Origin of the sequence: Lentilactobacillus sp., assembly GCF_040773105.1 — a bacterium.
In the GTDB taxonomy this organism is placed as follows: domain Bacteria; phylum Bacillota; class Bacilli; order Lactobacillales; family Lactobacillaceae; genus Lentilactobacillus; species Lentilactobacillus parabuchneri.
In genome coordinates this window covers 1-2,728 of sequence record NZ_JAXGWW010000265.1, presented here as the reverse complement: position 1 = coordinate 2,728, position 2,728 = coordinate 1, and the positions used below count along the sequence as shown (strand labels likewise).

The window sequence follows — 2,728 nt, the reverse complement described above, 5'->3', positions numbered from 1 at the left end:
TCAGCGATCAAAGATGAGTTCAAAGGGTTTAAATTCATTTACGTTGGCTCAGCTTAAATTCAGAATTCGGGATTATACCAAGATTCTCTCCGTTGTCTCACTTTTGTTTGCGTTGGCACTGGGGGCCATTACGGTTGGGGTTGGCTTTCAGAATATGGTTCCCAAATTAGCAGAGGGAAACGGTTATTATTCTGTTGCATTGACTAATCCGACTGCCAAACAGGGCTCACTGATTGGCCAAATTAAAGGTAAATCAACTGTGACCTATCAACAGAAGGTCGACTCTCAAACCAAACACGTTTATTACCGGGCCGATCAATTAAAGCAACAACCGATGAAGTATGCCCATTTTACCAATCAGGCTCAACTGAAATCAAAAGTTTCCAATGCTTCACTTAAGGACTTCAAAGATGTTAATTCGGATCCATACCAGGCACTGTCGAGTTTGCAGGCACCAACCATTCAATCTTACAAGATTCGGGTCGTTTCAGCCCAAACCTTCAGCCAAATTAATGCCAAGACAAACGCCCTCTTCTTAGTCCGGGCACACGATATGGACGCTGCCAGTCCTCAGTTAACAAAAATTACCGAACTTCAACAAAAACAATACCACGTTAAGGACCTGCAGATGGGGTCATTTACGATGTATCAATTACTCAAAGGTGTCTTTGGCAGCCTGGAATTTATGGGTATTTTCCTGGGAATTGCGTTTTTGGCCATGCTTGCCAGTTGCTTGATGTTTAAGATTTTAAGCGGGACTGCCAGTGATAAGATCCGCTTTGATATGCTGAACAAAATTGGCACCCGTCGATCTGTCTTGAACCATTCGATTTTGGCACAAATTCTCGGCTTGTTTGCCTTACCAGCCGTTCTCGGTATCATTGACGTTGCCTTTGGTCTGCAAATGTTTGTCCAAGGCCACTTGCTAACCAGTGCCTATCAGACATTTGGAATCACGACGATTGGATTTGTGATTTTATACCTGATCTACTTTGTTGTAACGGTATTGATTTACTCAAAGATCGTGGTTCCAAAGACCAAGGTGGAACGCTAATTGCTTACAAAAGGAAATGGGTTGGTTATGATGAAATTTGAATTTAATAGTTCGGAACCCATTTACCGCCAAGTCGCTGAACAAATTGAAGATGCGGTCGCATCCGGTGGTTTTGAAGAGGGCCAACAAATCCCTTCGACCACCGAGATTTCAAAGGAGTTTCACATCAATCCCGCGACCGTTTTAAAAGGCATGAACATTGTCGTTGCCAAGAATTTAATTGAGAAACGACGGGGCCTTGGGATGTTTGTTCAGCAAGGAGCCAGGCAACGAATCCTCGAAGAAAAGCGCAACAGTTTCTTTGAGGAATTTGTTGTGAACTTGGTTCGCGAGGCGCGTAATTTGGATATTTCCGAAGACGAATTACTAGAATTAGTGAAAAGAGGTTACAAGCGATGAGTGTACTTGAAGTCAGCCACATCACCAAAACATTTGGATCCAAACACGTTTTGTCGGATGTTAATCTTACCTTCGAGGAAGGCAAAATCTATGGCCTTCTGGGTCGAAACGGTGCCGGTAAAAGCACGTTGCTGAGTATCATGACAAATCGGATCTTCGCTGGGGAAGGGGAAGTTAAGATTGACTCCGAAAATGTTGACGACAATGATGCCAAGTTGGGTTTGATGTACCTGATGAGCGAAGTGAACCTCTATGCTGATGGCTGGAAGCTTAAGCAGATTATCAAAGATTCCGAATCATTTTACGGCAGCTTTAATCACGAGCTGGCAGACCGGTTAATCACGGAATTTGGACTGGATATTAATCAGAAGTTTGGCAAATTATCGACGGGTTATAATTCAATCTTTAAGTTGATTTTGGCGCTGTGTCTGCCGGTCAAATTTGTGTTGCTCGACGAGCCGGTGTTAGGCCTTGATGCCAACCACCGAGAACTGTTTTATTCTGAGTTGATCCAGTCATATTCCGATAATCCACGCACCTTTATCATTTCAACACATTTGATTGAAGAAGTGGCCAATATTATTAGCGATGTCATTGTCCTGGATCAAGGGCGGGTGATTTTGAACCAGCCGGTTGAAGACGTTTTGGCTAAAACCCATTCCGTGGTCGGACCAGAAAAAGATGTGGATCAATATACCCAAGGGTTGAATGTGATTGGCCACGACAACATGGGAAGCATCCGGGCCAACTACGTTTATGGCGACTTGGACGACCGGATTTTACCCGATACGGTTCAACTATCGAATTTTGATCTGCAGAAATTATTTATCTATTTGACCAATCAATATGAGGGGAGTGCCCACCATGAAGACAAATAAAGTGACTCAATATTTATTCCGGCGTCAGATAATTGGTCTTTTCGAAATGTACGCCTTTTTGTTCGTGGCCTTCCTGATTTTACCGTTTATCTTTTCGCTCATTTCAGGTTCTCTAAGCGACTATTCCTTAGCCGAACAGATGCGGGGAACTTGGATTACGGCGGCATTTGGTGTCTACATGTTTGCGATTTCGACCTTATCATATGAGAATTTCAAATTCCTCATTCAAAATGGCATTTCGCGGACCACTTTTTTTGAAGCCCAGGTAACCGTCTATGGGTTGTTAATTCTAATCGGAAATACGTTCAATTTGTTCTACCAATACGTGGTCTTGATGCCCTTGGTTCATGCACACAACACCAATATTTTTATGTCGTCTTATGTCAACTACTTCCAT

General features: G+C 43.0%; 2 protein-coding genes and 2 pseudogenes. All 4 read left to right on the top strand.

Going from position 1 to position 2,728, the window contains the following annotated elements; all coding sequences use genetic code 11:
* Positions 1-1,054, top strand: a pseudogene (locus tag AB3112_RS10480) (ABC transporter permease); the annotation flags it as partial.
* 30 nt (positions 1,055-1,084) lie between these two features.
* Positions 1,085-1,453 carry a GntR family transcriptional regulator gene (locus tag AB3112_RS10475; protein WP_057909383.1) on the top strand — a complete coding sequence of 123 codons (369 nt, stop codon included), beginning with the start codon at positions 1,085-1,087 and terminating at the stop codon, positions 1,451-1,453.
* A complete protein-coding gene (locus tag AB3112_RS10470; RefSeq protein ID WP_057909317.1) occupies positions 1,450-2,331 on the top strand; it encodes an ABC transporter ATP-binding protein in 882 nt (293 codons plus the stop codon). The genes AB3112_RS10475 and AB3112_RS10470 overlap by 4 nt, the downstream gene beginning before the upstream one ends.
* A pseudogene (locus AB3112_RS10465) lies at positions 2,318-2,728 on the top strand (ABC transporter permease); the annotation flags it as partial. The gene AB3112_RS10470 and the pseudogene AB3112_RS10465, both read left to right, overlap by 14 nt.

Coding starts and splice junctions, on each gene's coding strand:
- AB3112_RS10475 (WP_057909383.1), top strand. CDS start 1,085: ATGAAATTTGAATTTAATAGTTCGGAACCCATTTACCGCCAAGTCGCT.
- AB3112_RS10470 (WP_057909317.1), top strand. CDS start 1,450: ATGAGTGTACTTGAAGTCAGCCACATCACCAAAACATTTGGATCCAAA.